Annotated in this window: 8 protein-coding genes; 3 read left to right on the top strand and 5 right to left on the bottom strand. The window is 72.0% G+C overall.

Features of this window, described 5'->3' with window-relative positions; genetic code table 11:
• Nucleotides 1-108: 108 nt before the first annotated feature.
• Nucleotides 109-1122 (bottom strand): GDP-mannose 4,6-dehydratase, encoded by a 1014-nt coding sequence (gene gmd / locus OHA84_RS24720; protein ID WP_053677532.1) that lies wholly within the window; start codon nt 1120-1122, stop codon nt 109-111.
• A gap of 320 nt (nt 1123-1442) precedes the next feature.
• Between gmd and OHA84_RS24715 the strand changes: the two genes are divergently transcribed.
• On the top strand, nt 1443-2387 hold the full coding sequence (locus tag OHA84_RS24715; protein ID WP_053677734.1) for a GDP-L-fucose synthase: 945 nt from the start codon (nt 1443-1445) through the stop codon (nt 2385-2387).
• Between the two features lie 19 nt (nt 2388-2406).
• Here OHA84_RS24715 and OHA84_RS24710 read toward each other — a convergent pair whose 3' ends face one another.
• Nucleotides 2407-3894 carry a sugar transferase gene (locus OHA84_RS24710; protein WP_266950018.1) on the bottom strand — a complete coding sequence of 496 codons (1488 nt, stop codon included), beginning with the start codon at nt 3892-3894 and terminating at the stop codon, nt 2407-2409.
• Between the two features lie 382 nt (nt 3895-4276).
• On the opposite strand from OHA84_RS24710, the gene OHA84_RS24705 reads away from it, so the two are divergent.
• Nucleotides 4277-6544: a M4 family metallopeptidase gene (locus OHA84_RS24705; protein ID WP_266950017.1), complete on the top strand. Its 2268-nt coding sequence runs from the start codon at nt 4277-4279 to the stop codon at nt 6542-6544.
• A gap of 260 nt (nt 6545-6804) precedes the next feature.
• Here OHA84_RS24705 and OHA84_RS24700 read toward each other — a convergent pair whose 3' ends face one another.
• Together OHA84_RS24700 and OHA84_RS24695 are read right to left on the bottom strand one after the other, a co-directional pair.
• Nucleotides 6805-7650 carry a hypothetical protein gene (locus OHA84_RS24700; RefSeq protein ID WP_266969727.1) on the bottom strand — a complete coding sequence of 282 codons (846 nt, stop codon included), beginning with the start codon at nt 7648-7650 and terminating at the stop codon, nt 6805-6807.
• A 305-nt stretch (nt 7651-7955) separates the two neighbouring features.
• The gene (locus OHA84_RS24695) at nt 7956-9479 is read right to left on the bottom strand and encodes a DHA2 family efflux MFS transporter permease subunit (RefSeq protein WP_053677526.1); all 1524 of its coding nucleotides are present in this window, start codon (nt 9477-9479) and stop codon (nt 7956-7958) included.
• Between the two features lie 127 nt (nt 9480-9606).
• On the opposite strand from OHA84_RS24695, the gene OHA84_RS24690 reads away from it, so the two are divergent.
• Nucleotides 9607-10620, top strand: a complete 1014-nt coding sequence (locus tag OHA84_RS24690) for an Lrp/AsnC family transcriptional regulator (RefSeq protein WP_107089158.1) — start codon at nt 9607-9609, stop codon at nt 10618-10620.
• 7 nt (nt 10621-10627) lie between these two features.
• Here OHA84_RS24690 and glgP read toward each other — a convergent pair whose 3' ends face one another.
• Nucleotides 10628-13264 (bottom strand): alpha-glucan family phosphorylase, encoded by a 2637-nt coding sequence (gene glgP, locus OHA84_RS24685; protein ID WP_266950015.1) that lies wholly within the window; start codon nt 13262-13264, stop codon nt 10628-10630.
• Nucleotides 13265-13966 lie beyond the last annotated feature (702 nt).

The raw sequence follows: 13966 nt of genomic DNA, 5'->3' as shown, positions 1-13966 counted from the left end.
AGCATGGAGGGTGCACTACGGACATACGGCAGGTTTACCCCGGCCACACCCACAGAGAGCTGCGGAGTATGGCCGGGACACGGCAAAGCGTAGGCGAAATATAAGCCCTCAGCGGTCAATCCGTACCGTCACGCCCGCCAGTTGGTCCTCGACCTGGCGGACGTCGGCGTCGACCATGATGCGGGCCAGCTCCGCCACCAGGACCGACGGCTTCCAGCCAAGCAGGTCGTTGGCCTTGGAGGCGTCGCCGATGAGGGCGTCGACCTCGCTGGGGCGCTCGTACTTGGCGTCGTAGCGCACGTGGTCGTTCCAGTCGAGCCCGGCGTGGGTGAAGGAGGACTCGACGAACTCGCGGACGGTCGCGGCGACACCGGTGGCGACCACGTAGTCGGTCGCCTCGTCCTGCTGGAGCATCCGCCACATGGCGTCGACGTACTCCGGGGCGTAGCCCCAGTCGCGGACGGCGTCGAGGTTGCCCAGGTAGAGGTGGTCCTGGAGGCCGGCCTTGATCCGGGCGACCGCGCGGGTGATCTTGCGGGTCACGAAGGTCTCGCCGCGGCGCGGGGACTCGTGGTTGAACAGGATCCCGTTGACGGCGAACATGTCGTACGCCTCGCGGTAGTTCACCGTGGTCCAGTACGCGAAGACCTTCGCGGCGCCGTAGGGGCTGCGCGGGTGGAACGGGGTGCCCTCGTTCTGCGGCGGCGGGGTGGCGCCGAACATCTCGGAGGACGAGGCCTGGTAGATGCGGGTGTCGATGCCGCTCGCCCGGATCGCCTCCAGCAGGCGCAGGGCGCCGAGGCCGGTGACGTCGCCGGTGTAGAGCGGGGCGTCGAAGGACACCCGCACATGCGACTGCGCGCCCAGGTTGTAGACCTCGTCGGGGCGTATGTCGCGCAGCAGGTTCACCAGGGCGACCCCGTCGGACAGGTCCGCGTGGTGCAGGACGAGGGAGCGGTTCTCCGTGTGCGGGTCCTGGTAGATGTGGTCGATCCGCTCCGTGTTGAAGCTGGAGGACCGCCGCACGAGCCCGTGCACCGTGTAGCCCTTGGAGAGCAGGAGCTCGGCGAGGTACGAGCCGTCCTGTCCGGTGACTCCGGTGATCAGTGCGGTCTTGCCCATGTGGGGTCCCCCTGTGAATCGTTGCGGTCTGTCGTGAAGTGCGGGGCGTGCCCCGGCGTGCCGGGACGGCGCCCCGGCGTTTCGAGGCCGTGCCTCGGGGTTCGTGACGGGCCTGTCGGCCCGTGGCGGTGCCGCGCCGTGCGGGGGCGCGGGTCCCGGTCGGGGGGCGCTCCGTCCGCGCGGGCGCCGGCGCGGGGGCTGGATGGGTACCGTACACGGCCGAACCGGAGCTGCACCCTCCGGATTCCGGCCGTCCCGACCCTTCGCGGGCCGGCCACCTCGGCGTCGGCCCGCGTCCGGGGGCCGGCATCATCGGCGGTATGACAAGTTCGCTGCCGCTCCTGCCCCCGCACGCCCGCGTCTTCGTCGCAGGCCATCGCGGCCTCGTGGGGTCCGCGGTCGTCCGGCGCCTCACCGCCGACGGCCACGAGGTGCTCACCCGCGGTCGCGCGGAGCTCGACCTGCGCGATGCCGCCGCCACCGAGGCGTACCTGAAGGACGTCCGCCCGGACGCGGTCGTGCTGGCCGCCGCCAAGGTCGGCGGCATCATGGCCAACAGCACCTACCCGGTGCAGTTCCTGGAGGACAACCTCAAGATCCAGCTCAGCGTCATCGCCGGCTCGCACGCCGCCGGGGTGAACCGCCTGCTGTTCCTGGGCTCCTCCTGCATCTACCCGAAGCTGGCCCCGCAGCCGATCAGCGAGGACGCCCTGCTGACCGGCCCGCTGGAGCCGACCAACGAGGCGTACGCCCTGGCGAAGATCGCCGGCATCGTCCAGGTCCAGTCGTACCGCAAGCAGTACGGGGCCTCGTACATCTCGGCCATGCCGACGAACCTCTACGGTCCGGGCGACAACTTCGACCTGCAGTCCTCGCACGTGCTGCCCGCGCTGATCCGGCGCTTCCACGAGGCCGCGGCCGAGGGGCGCGACGAGGTCACCCTGTGGGGCTCGGGCACCCCCCGCCGCGAGTTCCTGCACGTGGACGACCTCGCGGCGGCCTGTGCGGTGCTGTTGAACGGTTACGACGGGGACGAGCCCGTCAACATCGGCTGCGGCGAGGACCTGACCATCAAGGCCCTGGCCGAGACCGTCGCCGAGGTGACCGGCTTCGAGGGACGGCTCGCCTGGGACACCACCAAGCCGGACGGGACGCCGCGCAAGCTGCTGGACGTGACCCGTCTGACCTCGCTGGGCTGGAAGCCGGGCATCCCTCTGCGGGACGGCATCGCCTCCACGTACGCCTGGTGGTTGGGGCAGGGCTGATCGCACGGGCCGCGGCCCCTCAGTACGCTCCGCGACCGTCGACGACGGCGCGGAGGGTACGGCCCATGACGTCGACATCGCTGGTGAAGGACCAGTTGTCGACGTACTGCAGATCAAGCTGAATCGTTTCGTCCCAGGACAGGTCCGAGCGCCCGCTGATCTGCCACAGGCCGGTCATGCCGGGCCGCACGGTGAGCCGGCGCAGCTCGACCTCGTCGTACCGAGCCACCTCCTCCGGCAGCGGCGGCCTCGGGCCGACCAGCGACATGCTGCCGGTCAGCACGTTCACCAGCTGGGGCAGTTCGTCCATCGACGTCCGGCGCAGCAGCCGACCCACCCGGGTCACCCGGGGGTCACGGCGCATCTTGAACATCAGGCCGTCGTTCTCGTTGGATGCCGACAGGTCGGCCTTGAGCTTGTCGGCGTCGACCACCATCGTGCGGAACTTCCACATGACGAAGGGCTCGCCGTCGCGGCCGATGCGGTGCTGGCTGTAGAAGGCCGGACCGCGGGATCCGAGACGTATCGCCAGGACGACCGCGAGGAACATCGGCGACAGGACCAGCAGCCCGATCGCGGCCCCCACCCGGTCCAGCACCGACTTCAACAGGGTCTGGATGCCCCGCCGCACGGGCGGCGCGATCCGCAGCACGGCGAGCCCGCCCGCGGACAGGGTCTCCAGTCGCTTGACGGAGATCTCCACCAGTCCGGGGAAGACGGCCAGTTCCAGGCCGGCGTCGTGCAGGGCCCAGGCGACCCGGCGCAGCCGCTCGCCGGCGATGCGCACGCCGGGGGCGACCAGGACCAGGTCGGCGTGGTGTCCGGCGACGGCGCCGAGCACGGCGGCCGAGTCCCCGTACGGGGTGTCCGGCATCCCGGCGTCGAGCCTGGCCGCGACGGGCACTCCGCTGGAGAGCGGGCCGTCGCCCACCGGGATGACCCCGACCACCACGTACGGGTGGTCGGTGCGGGCGGCCAGGTGCGCGATGACGCCCTCGGCGGCCTCGGGTTCGCCGACGACCAGCACCCGACTGACGGCCTGCGCCTCGCGGCGGGCGGCCGAGAGGTGGCGGTAGGTGAGCTTGTGGACGGCGACGGTGATCAGCAGGGCGGGCAACAGTGCCCCGAGCGCGGCCAGTCGGGGGGTGCTCTCCCCCGTCACCACGCGGGCGACGGCCAGTACCCCGATGAGAATCAGCCAGTCGTGCACGACCGGCAGCACTCCGCGCGATTCGCCGAGCTGTCGGGCGGCGTAGCGCCGGCGCACGGCCTGCACCCCGGTCCACGCGAGAGCGGCGCCGACGGCGCAGTAGGCGGGCCGGACCTGCTGCGCGGCCTCGAAGACGAGGCCCACGGGCACGGCGGCACCGAGGAAGTCGGCGGCCACGGCGACCGGCAGGTACCAACCGGCCTTGTCCCCGAGCCGTCGAGCGGGCGCGGTGGCCGCCCCGACCGTGTCGGCGACGGTCCTGGCCACTCTTTGCGCAGGAAAATGGACATGCCTCATGGGCCCCCCTGGCACGTGGTCATATGACAGCGGCGAGCGCCCGTGGCTTCCCCTGGCAACGGGCAACAGTCGCACCGGGAAACAGTACGACAAACACCCGTACGGTAAATGCCGTTTGCGTTAACGGTGCCTCTCGTTGCTCAAGCGTTAGCAACCGGTACCTCCTGTTCCGCATCCCGAACTCCCCCTTCCCACACAAAGGTGAATGGTTCGGATACCGGATACGTATCTTCGGACAACGAACCGTTTCCAGCCAACCTTTTGACGCGGCCCTGACATCAGCGCCCACAGGTGGCACTCTTCGACCGTTCATCGCACCAGCCCTGATCTGCCCGGAGGCCCACCCAGCCATCCGGAACCCCCCTTGCAGAAGGAGTCTGCGTTGAGTCCCACCCCCCAGCGGCGTGCCACTGCGGCCGGCGCTCTCGTGGCCGCGGCAGCCCTGCTCGCCGTAGGTATACAGGCCGGAACAGCCACCGCCGACGCCACCGCGTCCCAGGCCCGCACGGCGGCCCAGCCCAACCCGGGCTCGGTCAACCGCGCACTCAGCGCTTCGGAGCGTGCGACGCTCCTCGCCGACGCCAACTCGACCACCGTGCAGGCGGCGAAGGCTCTCGGGCTCGGTGGCCAGGAGAAGCTCGTCGTCCGCGATGTCGTCCAGGATGCGGACGGCACCACGCACACGACCTACGAACGCACCTACGCCGGCCTGCCCGTGCTCGGTGGTGACCTGACGGTCCACGCCAAGAGCGGTGTCACCAAGAGCGTGACCAAGGCCACCAACCACGAGATCAAGGTCGCGGACACCAGCGCCTCGGTCACCCCGGCCTCGGCGGAGCAGCAGGCCCTCGGTCTGGCCAAGACCCAGGGTGCCAAGGACGCGAAGGCCTCCAAGAACGCCCGCAAGGTGATCTGGGCCGCCGAAGGCGCCCCGGTCCTCGCGTTCGAGACCGTCGTCGGCGGCCTCCAGCACGACGGCACCCCGAGCGAGCTGCACGTGGTCACCAACGCCAGGACCGGCGCCAAGATCACCGAGTGGCAGGCCATCGAGACCGGCACCGGCAACACGATGTACAGCGGTCAGGTGACGCTGGGCACCTCGCAGTCGGGCAGCAACTACACGCTGACCGACGCCGGTCGCGGCAACCACAAGACGTACAACCTGAACAAGGGCTCGTCCGGCACCGGCACCCTGTTCTCCGGCCCGGACGACATCTGGGGCAACGGCCAGGCGTCCAACGCCGAGACCGCCGCCGCGGACGCCCACTACGGCGCCGCCGCGACGTGGGACTACTACAAGAACGTCCACGGCCGCAACGGCCTGCGCAACGACGGCGTGGCCCCGTACAGCCGGGTCCACTACGGCAACGCGTACGTCAACGCGTTCTGGGACGACGGCTGCTTCTGCATGACGTACGGCGACGGCGAGGGCAACACCAAGCCGCTCACCTCGACGGACGTCGCGGCGCACGAGATGACCCACGGCCTCACCTCGGTCACCGGCAACATGACCTACAGCGGTGAGCCCGGCGGTCTGAACGAGGCCACCTCCGACATCATGGCGGCCGCGGTCGAGTTCTACGCCAACAACCCCCAGGACGTCGGTGACTACCTGGTCGGCGAGAAGATCGACATCAACGGCGACGGCTCCCCGCTGCGCTACATGGACAAGCCGAGCAAGGACGGCTCGTCCAAGGACTCCTGGTACTCGGGTCTGGGCGGCATCGACGTCCACTACTCCTCGGGTCCGGCCAACCACTGGTACTACCTGGCCTCCGAGGGCTCGGGCGCCAAGGTCGTCAACGGCGTGAGCTACAACTCGCCCACCGCCGACAACCTGCCCGTCACGGCGATCGGCCGGGACGCCGCCTCGAAGATCTGGTTCCGCGCGCTGACGGTCGGCTACTTCAAGTCGAACACCAACTACGCCGCCGCGCGCACGGCCACCCTGCAGGCCGCCGCCGACCTGTACGGCCAGGGCTCGACCACGTACAACAACGTGGCCAACGCCTGGGCGGGCATCGCGGTCGGCGCCCGCATCACGACCGGTGTCACGGTCACCCCGATCGCCAACCAGAACACCCAGGTGGGTGGCGCTGTCAGCCTGCAGGTCCAGGCCACCAGCACCAACCCGGGCGCGCTGAGCTACGCGGCGACCGGCCTGCCGGCCGGCCTGTCGATCAACTCCTCCACCGGCCTGATCTCGGGCACGGCCACCACCGCCGCCACGTCCAACGTGACCGTCACGGTGACCGACTCGCAGAGCAAGACCGGTACGGCCTCCTTCACCTGGACGGTCGGCACCTCGCAGCCGAACGTCTTCGAGAACACGGCCGACTACCAGATCAAGGACAACGCGACCGTCGATTCACCGATCACGGTCAACCGCACGGGCAACGCCCCGAGCACCCTCAAGGTGGACGTGAACATCGTCCACACCTACGTCGGTGACCTGAAGGTCGACCTGGTCGCCCCCGACGGCACCCTGTACAACCTGCGCAACCGCACCGGCGGCAGCGCGGACAACATCGTCCAGTCCTTCACCGTGAACGCCTCCTCCGAGGTCGCCAACGGCGTGTGGAAGCTCCGGGTCGCCGACCTGGCCAGCGCGGACACCGGCTACATCAACAGCTGGAAGCTCACCTTCTGATCCCCGTCGGGGATTGACCGCACCACCGTTTGATCGCGGGGCCGCTCGGGAGAAGACCACCCCGGGCGGCCCTGTTCCATGTCCGGGGTCCCGCCGAGGGCGGGACCCGGTGCCCCCGCGAGGGGGACCCTCGGCGCCCGAGCGGCCCCGCGGTCCGTCCCCGCGCGAAAGGCCCGGCACCCACGGGGTGGTTCCCAGGGGTGTCGGGCCTTCCGGTCGGCCTGAGCCGGTGTCAGCGCCGGTGCCAGCGCCGGGGCGTGTCAGCCGATGGCGCGGAAGACGGTGTCCAGGACGCCGTACTCCTCTTCCTCGTCGCCGTCCTGACCGCGCTCGTCGCGCTGCCCGTCCTCGTCGCGCGCCTCGTCCTCCTCGTTCTGGCCGCGCTCGTCACGCGCCTCGTCCTCGTCGGCCTGGCCGCGCTCGTCACGCGCCTCGTCGCGCGCCTCGTCGCGCTGTCCGTTCTCGTCCTCGGCCTGGTCGTCGCCCGGACGGCCCGCCTCGTCGCGCTGCTCGTCCTCGCCGCGCTGCTCGTCCTCGCGCGACTGCTCGTCGGCGGACTCGTCGAAGGACGGCTCGTCGTCGGCCGGGCGCGGGGCGGGGGCCGCGGCCGGGGCGGCGACGGCCGCCACGGCGGGCTTGACCAGGTTCGTCTGACGACCCTGCTCGGGACGGGCGTCGCGGCGGACGCGGCGGTCCTCGTCGTCGTTCCAGCCGCCGTCGTGGTGGCCGTGGCCGTCCCCGCCGGTGGGCCGGAAGTAGACCGAGAGGGCCTCGACGTCGTGCGCCCCGCCGCCCGGCGCCAGGGTGCGCACCGCCCGGCCGTTGCAGCCGCGGCCCTCGAAGAGGACCGCCAGCGACTCGGTGCGGTTGTAGGCCTCGGTGGCCGGCTGGTGCCGGGAGGTTCCGGTCAGCTCGTAGCAGGTGTCGTTGTCCGAGGGGCTGATGTGTCGGGTGTACTCGTCGCCGTCCTCGTCCTCGACGACGTAGTAGAGGCGGCCGAGCGTGTGGTGACCGTCGTAGTCGTCGTCGGCCATGGCCTGGCCGGAGGCCGGCAGGACGAGCGCGAGGGCGCCTAGGAAGGCCGCGGCGGTGGTGCGAGCACGCATGAGCAGTCCGTTTCTCTGGTCGCTGGATGCCGGATCCGGAGACATCCAGCGGGCAGCGTAGGAGCGGGCCGATCAGCAGAAACGATTCAGCATGCGCAGCGCGTTCGAAGGTTCACCCTCCCGGACCGGACAACCGGGCCGGACGGCCGTCGTACGCCCATCCACCACCCGTACATACGGACGCCCCCGGGCACGCGAACGCCCCCGTACATACGGACGCTCCCGTGCACACGAACGCCCCCGGACGTACGGCGACCCGCGCACCCGGAGTTCGGATGCGCGGGTCGCCGTACGGCCTCGGCGGCTCAGGCGGAGGCCCGCTCGGTGGTCGAGCCCGTCGAACCCTTGGCCCGGGCCGGGAGCGACGCCCCGGTCCCCCGGGCGGGACGGATCAGCAGGACCACCACCAGCGCGCCCACCAGACCCATCACCCCGGAGGCCACGAAGGTGTCCCGGAGCCCGCTCGCGAAGGCGGCCTCCACCCACTCCCGGGCCTGCGGGCCGGCCGCGAGGAACCGCCCCGCCCCGCCCGAGGCCAGGGCCTCGGCGGTGCCGTGCGGCTGCCCGCTGCCGGCGAGGCCGCTCGTCAGACCGGCCTGGAAGAGCGCGCCGAGCACCGCGATGCCGAGGGCGTTGCCCAGCTGGCGGGCGGTGTTCAGGGCGCCGCCGGCCATCCCGGCCCGGGCCGGGGCGACGGTCCCCATCGCGGCGGCGGCCAGCGGCGGGGTGGCCATCCCGACGCCCACGCCGGTCAGCACCAGTCCGGGCACCAGGGCCGTCCAGCCGTCGCCCGCGTCCAGCATCCAGGCCTGGAGCAGCGCGCCCGCCCCGATCAGCAGCAGCCCGCCGCCGATGGACAGTCGGGCGGGGGCGCCGTGCAGCAGTCGGCCGGCCACGGCGGAGACGAGGAACGCGGCCAGGCTCAGCGGCACCAGGACCAGTCCGGCCTGGACCGGGCCCATCCCCTCGGCGGACTGGAGCCAGAGCGAGACGTACATGAGGTACGAGAACGCGGCCCCGGACAGCAGCAGTCCGCCCGCCATCACCGCGACGAAGGTCGGGCTGCGGAAGAGGGAGAGGTCGAGCATCGGGTGCGCGGTGCGCAGTTCGACGAGGACGAAGGCGGCGAAGCAGGCCGCGCCGAGGCCGAGCAGGCCGAGGGTGGCGGCGGAGGTCCAGCCGTTCTCCGCGACCCGGATGAGGGCGTAGGTGACGATGCCGGCGCCCGCCGTGAAGGTGACCATGCCGGGCAGGTCGAGGCCCTTGGCGTGCGGGTTGCGGGACTCGGCGACGGCCTTGAGGGTGACCCAGACGGCCAGGGCGCAGACGGGCAGGTTGATGAAGAAGATCCAGCGCCACCCGAAGTGCTCGGTCAGCAGCCCGCCGATGATCGGTCCGGCTGCGGCGGCCGCGCCGTTGACCGCGCCCCAGACGCCGAAGGCGATCCCCCGGTCGCGGCCCTGGTAGGCGCTGCTGAGCAGGGCCATGGTGGTGGCGAACATCGCCGCGCCGCCTATGCCCTGCACTGCGCGGAAGGCGATCAGCAGGACGGGGCCGGTGGCCAGGCCGCAGGCCAGGGAGGCGGCGGCGAAGACGGCGAGTCCGCCGAGGTAGACGCGGCGGCGGCCGATCCGGTCGGCGAGGGAGCCCGCGCCGAGCAGCAGTGCGGCGAGCGCGAGGGCGTAGATGTCCATCACCCACTGGAGTCCGGCGAAACCGGTGTTCATGTCGGTGGCCATGTCCGGGAGCGCGACGGTCACGATGGTGACGTCGACCAGGAGCATGAAGGCTCCGAGGCTCACGGCCGTCAAGGGCAGCCATTTACGCATGGGGGTTCTCCGGATCAAGAGCAGATGAGGTGTGCCACCAGAGTCGCGGTCACCCGTCCGGACCAACCATCCAGCGGGCTTCCGCTGCCGGATTTCACTCGTCGGAGGCTCTGCGATGATGGAAACCATGCAGCCTCTGGCCGGTTCCGCCGAGATGGACCACCTCGACCTGGCGCTCGTGCAGGCCCTCATGATCGACGGGCGGGCCTCCTTCAGCCGGCTCGCCGAGGTGCTGGAGGTCTCCGACCAGACGGTGGTGCGCCGCTACCGCCGGATGCGCACCACGGGCCTGGTCCGGGTGGTCGGGCTGCCGCTGGGCAGCCGCGTCGGGCTGTTCGAGTCCTGGCTGCGGGTGCAGTGCACGCCGGACGCCGCGCTCGCCGTCGCGGAGGCGCTGTCCCGCCGGCCGGACATCGCCTGGGTCACCCTCAACTCCGGCGGCACCGAGATCCACTGCATGACCAAGGCCCGGACCCGCCAGGACCGAGACGTCCTGCTGCTGGAGAAGCTCCCGCGCACCCGCCGGGTGATCGGGGTGAGCGCGCACACCATCCTGCGGATGTTCACGGGCGGGCCCGAGCGCTGGTTCGGCATCGACGCGCTGCGCCCGGACCAGGTGGCGGCGCTGGAGCGGCAGCCGCCGCTGCCGGATCAGGACCGGTACGCGCTGGACGAGGCGGAGCTGGCGATGCTGGCCGTGCTGGGGCAGGACGGCCGCGCCGGCTATCCGGAACTGGCCCGCGCCACCGGGCTGTCGGAGTCCACCGCCCGGCGCCGGCTGGACCGGTTGCGGGACATGGGGGCGGTCTACTTCGACGTGGAGATCGTGCCGGCGACGCTCGGGTACGAGGCGGAGGCGGCGATGCTCCTGACCGTGGACCCGGCCCGGCTGGCCCGGGTGGGCGCGGCGATAGGCGAGCACCCCGAGGTGCCGTTCGCGGCGGCGGTCACCGGCTCGGCGAATCTGCTCGCGGTGGTGGTGTGCCGGGACACCGACGCGTTGTACACGTACCTCACCGAGCGGATCGGCGCGGTCGACGGCATCCGGCAGGTGGAGCTGGTCCCGATCCTGCGCACCGTGAAGCGGGCCGGGATGCTGGTGGAGGACGGGCGGCTGGTCGATCCGCCGCCCGTCCCCTGAGCGGCGGTCAGCGCAGCAGGACGCCGCCCCCCGCGTCGGTGTCCGCCGGCCCGGCGACCAGGCCCAGTTCGGCCGGGGTCGCCAGCAGCGGGTGCGCGGGCAGGATCCGCACGGTGTAGCCGAAGGGACCCGTCCGGTCGAGCGCGAGCGGGCCCTCGTACACCCAGCGGCCCTCCAGGTCCGGTCCGGCGGCGGCCTTGAGCGGGAAGGACCGGCCGCCCTGGATGACGTCCTGGGGGTCGACCCGGCCCGCGACCGCCTGGACCTCGACGTCCTCGGGCGCGAGGGAGTCGAGGGCCACCCGTACCCGGAGGGTGAGCGTGGCCCCGAGTTCGGCGGTGCCGCCGACGGGCGCGGCGGCCAGGGCCTCCACGTGCTCGACGCCGACCCTCGGCCAGGAGCCGCGGACCCGGCCCTTCCAGTCGGCGAGGTCGCGGGCGGTCTCCGGGGTGAGGGCGCGATGGGAGAGCGCGGCCGGTGCGTAGAGCCGTTCCACGTACTCGCGGACCATGCGTCCCGCGAGCACCTTCGGCCCCAGCGACACCAGGGTGCGCCGGACCATCTCGATCCAGCGCGTCGGGAGGCCGGTGTGCCCGGCCCGGTCGTAGAAGCGGGGCGCGACCCGGCTCTCGATCAACTCGTAGAGGGCGTTGGCCTCCAGGTCGTCACGGCGCTCCTCGTCCGTCCCGATCCCGTCGGCGGTGGGGATCGCCCAGCCGAAGTCGGGCTCGAACCACTCGTCCCACCAGCCGTCCAGCACGGAGAGGTTGAGGCAGCCGTTCAGCGCGGCCTTCATCCCGCTCGTGCCGCAGGCCTCCAGGGGGCGCAGCGGGTTGTTCAGCCAGACGTCGCAGCCCGGGTAGAGCTTCTGGGCCATGGCCATGCCGTAGTCGGGCAGGAAGACGATGCGGTGGCGCACGCGCGGGTCGTCGGAGAACCGCACCAGTTCCTGGACGAGCCGCTTCCCGCCGTCGTCGGCCGGGTGCGCCTTGCCCGCGACGACGATCTGAACGGGCCGCTCCGGGTCCAGCAGCAGCCTGCGCAGCCGCTCGGGGTCGCGGAGCATCAACGTGAGCCGCTTGTAGGAGGGCACCCGGCGGGCGAAGCCGATGGTCAGCACGTCCGGGTCGAGGACGGAGTCCACCCAGCCCAGTTCGGCGTCGGCGGCGCCGCGCTGCTTCCAGGAGGCGCGCAGCCGGTCGCGGACCTCCTGGACCAGTTGCTCGCGCAGGACCCGGCGCAGGTCCCAGACCTCCTGATCCCCGATCCCGGCGACGGCGTCCCAGCGCGGGGAGCCGCCGACCGACAGCGCGTCCTCGGTCCGGCCGGCGCCGATCTGCCGGGCGCCGAGCCGGATGACCTCGGGGGCCACCCAGGTCGGCGCGTGCACCCCGTTGGTGACGGAGGTGATGGGGACGTCGGCGGGGTCGAAACCCGGCCACAGGCCGGCGAACATGCCCCGGCTGACGGCCCCGTGCAGGGTGGAGACGCCGTTGGCGCGCTGGGCCAGGCGCAGCCCCATGACGGCCATGTTGAACACCCCGGGGTCGCCGCCGGGGTAGGACTCGGCACCCAGTTCGAGGATCCGGTCCACGGGCACTCCGGCCAGTTCGCCGCCCTCGCCGAAGTGCCGGGCGACCAGGGACCGCTCGAAGCGGTCGATGCCGGCGGGGACGGGGGTGTGCGTGGTGAACACGGTTCCGGCGCGGACCGCCTCGACGGCGGCGTCGAAGCCGAGCCCCGGCTCTCCTCCCAGTTCCCTTATGCGTTCGAGTCCGAGGAACCCGGCGTGCCCCTCGTTGGTGTGGAAGACCTCGGGGTCGGGATGGCCGGTGAGCCGGCAGTACGTGCGGACCGCGCGGACGCCTCCGATGCCGAGCAGCATCTCCTGGAGCAGCCGGTGGTCGCTGCCGCCGCCGTAGAGCCGGTCGGTCACCTCGCGGGCGGCGGTGTCGTTGTCCTCGACGTCGGAGTCGAGGAGCAGCAGCGGCACCCGCCCGACGCGGGCCTGCCAGATGTGCGCGTGCAACGCTCGGCCGCCGGGCAGGGCGAGTGCCACCCGGGCGGGGCTGCCGTCCTCCTCGCGGATCAGGGAGACGGGCAGCTCGTTGGGGTCGAGGACGGGGTAGTGCTCCTGCTGCCAGCCGTCGCGGGAGAGCGACTGGCGGAAGTAGCCGTGACGGTAGAGCAGGCCCACTCCGATGAGCGGGACGCCGAGGTCGCTGGCGGCCTTGAGGTGGTCGCCGGCGAGGATCCCCAGGCCGCCGGAGTACTGCGGCAGGGCTGCGGTGATGCCGAACTCGGGGGAGAAGTAGGCGATGCCCGCGGGGAGCCCGCCGTCGCCCTCGTGGCTCTGGTACCACCTCCCGCCGTGGACGTAGTCGTCGAGGTCGGCGGCTGCCACGGCGAGCCGGCGCAGGAACCGGCGGTCGCCGGCCAGTTCCTCCAGCCGGGCGGCGGGTACGGCGCCGAGCAGTCGGACGGGGTCGCCGCCGGCGGCCTGCCAGCCTTCGGGGTCGACGGATTGGAAGAGTTCGCGGGTTTCCGCGTGCCAAGACCAGCGCAGGTTGCGCGCGAGGTCGGCGAGCGGCAGAAGGGGTTCGGGGAGGACGGGGCGCACGGTGAATCGACGGATAGCCTTCACGTGTTCCACCTTCGCAGGGGATGACGGATCGGAGCGGTCGCACCACGCTGTGCACCCGCGCTTCGACCCCCGGAAGGCTAGCGGCGCCCTCGTCGCCCGGCCATGGCGCCTCGTCGGGCCGGGCCTCCAACGGGTCGTCGGGGGAGGGCCGCAGACGGCCGGCGACCGGCCGGCACGCCCGCCGCGGGCCGCCCGCTCCGGTCCGCCGCGGGGGGTGCGATTCCGGCCGGATCCCTGCCCCGCGGACCGCCCGGCCGCGTGTCCCGGCGCTTGCCGGGGCACACGAGATGCGCGGGCCCGACGAAGCGGAACAAGGGTGTCTGCGGGGCCCGTGAGGCAACTGGGACAGGGGGTGTGCCGCTGTACATCAGTCGGTCCTCGTCGACTTGACGGAGCCTCGACCGATGTCGATCCGGCCCTTGGTGATCCGCGTGCCACTACGTACGAGTAGTTAACCGGGCACCCGGGTTGGGCGGGACCAGAGTGGGAAGGGCTCCCCGGGTACACGCACGGCGCACCAGGCCCCGGACTCCGTCCGGAGGCAACCCCGCCCACCTCCCGCCACCCGAGTGAACGCGGACAGGAGCGGCCATGCCCGCAGCGCAGCCGTCTTCCGAGCGGCTAGAAACAGAGCGAACAGAGCGTGCACTGCCGGCTGCCCAGACAGTCGGTCCGTTGTCACCGAGCCCTGCGAACTGCCCC

It is taken from the genome of Streptomyces sp. NBC_00513 (assembly GCF_041431415.1).
GTDB lineage: Bacteria > Actinomycetota > Actinomycetes > Streptomycetales > Streptomycetaceae > Streptomyces.
Note: the sequence above shows the minus strand (reverse complement) of the source record. Positions and strands in the feature narration are given on the sequence as shown.

Bases quoted from the DNA above. Each gene is read 5' to 3' on its own strand.
- gmd (WP_053677532.1), bottom strand. From the start codon at position 1,122: ATGGGCAAGACCGCACTGATCACCGGAGTCACCGGACAGGACGGCTCG.
- OHA84_RS24715 (WP_053677734.1), top strand. From the start codon at position 1,443: ATGACAAGTTCGCTGCCGCTCCTGCCCCCGCACGCCCGCGTCTTCGTC.
- OHA84_RS24710 (WP_266950018.1), bottom strand. From the start codon at position 3,894: ATGAGGCATGTCCATTTTCCTGCGCAAAGAGTGGCCAGGACCGTCGCC.
- OHA84_RS24700 (WP_266969727.1), bottom strand. From the start codon at position 7,650: ATGCGTGCTCGCACCACCGCCGCGGCCTTCCTAGGCGCCCTCGCGCTC.
- OHA84_RS24695 (WP_053677526.1), bottom strand. From the start codon at position 9,479: ATGCGTAAATGGCTGCCCTTGACGGCCGTGAGCCTCGGAGCCTTCATG.
- OHA84_RS24690 (WP_107089158.1), top strand. From the start codon at position 9,607: ATGCAGCCTCTGGCCGGTTCCGCCGAGATGGACCACCTCGACCTGGCG.